Source organism: Paraburkholderia sp. RL18-085-BIA-A (assembly GCF_046027075.1).
Classification (GTDB): domain Bacteria; phylum Pseudomonadota; class Gammaproteobacteria; order Burkholderiales; family Burkholderiaceae; genus Paraburkholderia.
Window position 1 is genome coordinate 1 of the sequence record NZ_JARESU010000295.1, and the last position, 4,179, is coordinate 4,179.

General features: G+C 55.1%; 4 protein-coding genes. 2 read left to right on the forward strand and 2 right to left on the reverse strand.

Translation table 11 applies throughout. From position 1 onward, the window contains the following. Nucleotides 1–103 precede the first annotated feature (103 nt). Nucleotides 104–343 (reverse strand): hypothetical protein, encoded by a 240-nt coding sequence (locus P0D89_RS51260; protein ID WP_408370494.1) that lies wholly within the window; start codon nt 341–343, stop codon nt 104–106. Nucleotides 344–1,202: 859 nt separating this feature from the next. Beyond that, nucleotides 1,203–2,036 carry a DUF3050 domain-containing protein gene (locus P0D89_RS51265; protein WP_408379363.1) on the reverse strand — a complete coding sequence of 278 codons (834 nt, stop codon included), beginning with the start codon at nt 2,034–2,036 and terminating at the stop codon, nt 1,203–1,205. A 267-nt stretch (nt 2,037–2,303) separates the two neighbouring features. Here P0D89_RS51265 and P0D89_RS51270 point away from each other — a divergent pair, with 267 nt between their 5' ends. Together P0D89_RS51270 and P0D89_RS51275 are read left to right on the forward strand one after the other, a co-directional pair. Beyond that, nucleotides 2,304–2,501, forward strand: coding sequence for a hypothetical protein (locus P0D89_RS51270; protein WP_408370490.1), 198 nt, complete (start codon nt 2,304–2,306; stop codon nt 2,499–2,501). Nucleotides 2,502–3,174: 673 nt separating this feature from the next. Continuing rightward, nucleotides 3,175–3,828, forward strand: coding sequence for a response regulator transcription factor (locus tag P0D89_RS51275; RefSeq protein WP_408370488.1), 654 nt, complete (start codon nt 3,175–3,177; stop codon nt 3,826–3,828). Nucleotides 3,829–4,179 lie beyond the last annotated feature (351 nt).

Consider the following 4,179-nt stretch of genomic DNA (forward strand, 5'->3'; position numbering starts at 1 on the left):
GTCAAAGTGACGGCCGGCGAATAGCCCGTCCAGACCCTTAAGCTTGCTCATCGCGGCCCCTCGAATCGATCAGATCGACACTCTAACCGCTTCGTTGATCGCGCTATTTGCACCACACCCGTTCAAACAAGGTATCACCGTCTGGCTTGCGGGGATCGTCGTGCCCGAAGCGGCCGTGACTGATTATGCGCCGCCGGGTCCCTTCGATGATGCCAAGTACGATACCAACGCCCTGCTGCCACACGTCAATGCGCTCGGCGAGGATATTCTTAAGCGCGGTGTCGTCGGGAAAATGAGAACTGCGTGCCGAGTCCCTGCTAAACGCTTTCACCATGTCACTCACATAACCTCCACCACTACCTTTCAGGCCTACAGATCCGTACGTCTACCTAAGGGAGCACATTGACCGTTCAATGCCGGAATAAAGCGAGCGGCCGCGCACAGGAGTAGCGGTGCTGCCCGTCAAATATGAGCCGTTGCTTGGAACACCTCCATATGAGGGATCGGCCCAGCAGAACTCATGGAGATGTGCATCGGCAGCCTGGATATCGGCAGGATAGTGCGAGTCGTGTGGCTCCGAGCCGTCAAAATACTGTCGCGATGGCGACCACTCTCAGGCCACTCAATTAGTAAGCATTCTTGGTCAAGTGGCGCCGAGCCCATAGGCGCGACATCACCGCGCCTATGGGCACTTCAGGTAAGCATGGAAGCTCGCTGATAAGTCAGCTCCTCGGCGCGTACAATCAGCAACACCTCGCTTTGATCGGTTCAGTTTCGATATTCACCCGGGACGAAAAAGCTACCTTCGCTCGCTCAATAGCCGCCCGCGCTAGTGCCCATGCTGCTACTCATGCTACTGCCCATATTGCTGCTACCCGAATCACTCATATCTCCTGGCGATGCGCATCCAGTCACCAGCACCGACAGCGCAAGCGAAACACCCATCAGAACCGCCGAATAAATTCGAAACTTCCCCATCTGCAATCTCCTGTTGGCACTCGGGGCATCGAGGCGGGAGCAACTTACGTCACGCGTCAGGACCCGCTTCGGAACCCGGTTAAAAAAGCGCCCGCAGTGCGGGCCCTACGGGCGGCGCCATATGTCGTCGCGCCGTCACGTTACTGTCCATAACGATGGTGGGTCCTGGTTTATTCCAATACGTTGATCACAGATCTTTGGCGTTGACAGAAACCAGGTTACTTTCAGTACAGGGGCAACGAGCGTTCTATACCCGAGAACAGTCTAATGCGAGCTTCGATAGCCGATACCGCATACTTGATTGCTTGCTCTTGAAGGACTCGATCATTTCCCACCTGCTTCAGCAGGATGTTCAGGGCTGCAGGTCCATGCTCTCCGCCATCCAGTTCGATATGCCGGTTGAGGTAATGCCTGAAGTAGGCTATCTCAGTTTCTCCGCCTAGGGCGGCTTGCAGCCGCTCGAACATTCCCGGAATGACATCTTCTCGTCCGAAGAAGAAATACGCCATTACCTCTTCCAGACTTCCTGTCAGCGCAACACGCAAGGAGGTCAGGACGAAAGCCTGAACGTGTTCAGGAACAGCACACTCGCTCAAAGCGTGGGTCGGTGAGAGGCCCTGAAGTATTAGCCCGCAGAATGTCTCGAATTGCTTCGTGTCGGCACCCACTTCTTTCATAGCGCCAACATACAGTTCAAGATGGCTTATCGGGGATCGATCGGGGCCGATGTCACTTTCTTCGGCGAGAGTAATCTCATTTATCAGGCGCGCACCTTCTCGGTCCTTTGAGGGCATCCAGGGTAACGATACGCAGGTCAGCTCGCGTTGAAGTCGCTTGGCTAGCGACATGAAATCCCATACGGCAAAGACATGTGCTCTCATAAACGACCGCAGGCTTGCGACGTTTGCGACTTTTCTGTAAATAGTGTGGTCCAGCAAGCGCCGCCTAGCTTCTGCCAGATCTGCATGATCATTTATCTGTAAGCCTCTATTGACCTCTTGGTAAGACATATGCCCTCCGACACGGTGGTGACAGAGAGCAAAACGCAGGAAGGTCATAGAAAATTCCGTTTGCTTCACGATGATTGTCTGAAGTGTCCTTACCGTTGTTTACAAGGAAGCGAGTAACCGGGTTCAGGCGTCGTTGCCGGATTACAGCAGCGGTCGCGGTAAGACTGCACGATGAGAATGCGGATGGCATTGCGCTTTCAGTTTCATCACCATGCATCTTCTAAAAAGCTTGTAGTCAGTAACAAATCATTCGAATCCAACATTGTTTGGACCCTGTGCTAGCCTGCCGTGACTCTCCTTCTGGAGAAACGCACAATGGCAGGAAAGCGCAGCGCCGTTCGATCTGCCAAGAGCCGTAACGACAACGGGTGTGTTCTAGACGCGCCGGTTTTCTCTCAACCGCAGCCAATGCCGGACCCGCAGACCTTCGTCGTCAGGCACGCTTCCGATGCCGCCGCGTACAAGGTCATCGACGAGCTGAACCGCGAGCATACCCATTGGAGCAATGCCTGATCCATGGCGCGACTACATCCTGCTGGCCGCAATTAACGGCTCCGGGCAACCCGCGCCGGCAAATGACAAGGCTGGCTCTCCATAGATGTGTTACGAGCCAGCGAAAGGCGTATGAGGGAAAGGGCCGCCGACCTCAAAGGAATTCGGCGTGACGCCCCGTAAAAATCGGTAACGACCGTCGACGTGGATGCACTATTTTGTCAGCTGCCCATGCACTAATCTCTGTTGTATTGCGCGCCACTCGCGCGGTCGCTCCGCCGCGCCGACTATCATGAACTTCTTCCTTTCCGCCTGCGTTGCAGGGCTGGTCGCAAGGGTCTCCGTCGCCTTTGCACAGAACACGCCTGGCGTCCCCCGACGGCGTCCTGCCACCCGATCAGTTTCACCTGAAGGAGCCACCCGCAGTTGACGCGTGGGGCATCGGAGCCGAAAAAAAATGAGTGTGGAAGGCCGTCTGGCGGCCACGGACGGCGACAGAATGGAATGGGAGAAATGCAGTCCCAGACGAACTGAGTACCTGGCTCATAGCTCCATTCTCTCAAGAGTGGGAGCCTCCACCAAATCCGGGGCGGTTCATTTTTGAAAGACTAACGGATACGAAGTACCGCCTCATAGACGACGAAGTAGGCAGTTCCGGTATCCGACGTTCGATTCGAGGTGCCATGCAAACGGAATGGGCAATCACGCAATGGTGAGTGCGACCGCTAATCTCGTCTTTGTCGTTGACGATGACGATCGAGTGCGTACTGCGTTCACCCGGTTGTTTCGCTCGGCCGGATACAATGTCCTCACTTTCGCTTGTGCGAAGGATTTCCTCAATCGCGTGGATCTTCAGAGGTCCCCCGCGTGTCTGGTGCTTGATCTCCAGATGCCTGGGATGACAGGTCTCGAACTGCAGCGCGAACTGGAACCTGCGGGCATTCCAATAATCTTCGTGACCGGGCATGGTGACATCGAATCAGGTGTCGAAGCGATGAAAGCAGGTGCCGTTGACTTCTTTACCAAGCCGGTGCTCGACGCGCAGTTGTTGTCTGCGGTTGACCAGGCGCTACAACACGCAACACGGGCGTTTAAGGTGCGCTGTGAGAAAACCGAAATCGTCGGCCGTATAAATCAGTTGAGTCCCCGCGAGCGTCAGGTGATGGCGCTCGTGTTAACCGGTAGGAGCAACAAGCAGGTCGCAAGCGAATTGGGCGCCGCCGAAACGACGATCAAAATCCATCGTAGGCGCGTCATGCAAAAAATGAGAGCCCGCTCGCTCGTAGAGTTGCTTCGCCTCGCGGACAAGGCGGGTTTCAGCGCAATTGATGAGCAATCGCAGCACTGATCGCCGCCGGGCAAGAACCCATGCATTGACATCTGTTTTTCAGGTGTCGTCAAGTTGGTCGAACGGCAAGCGTTCGCATAGGTTATATGTGGCGGCCTCAAATCTGAAGTGCAACATCTGTCTAGCATAGGGCGTTGCGATGAACTACAACCCCACACCGAAACATTTTCTCACGATATGCGAAGGCGAGGAATTCAGTCAACTGGTTGCGGGTTTTTTCAGCGCTGGAATTTGCCTACAAACCGCAGCAAGAAAGGGTTTTCGTAGACACGAGCGAACCGGTTAGAATCCCGTTGCTTTGGTGCGGGCGAAACGCCAGCCGCGGCAACGGATTCCAACGAAACTGACTGC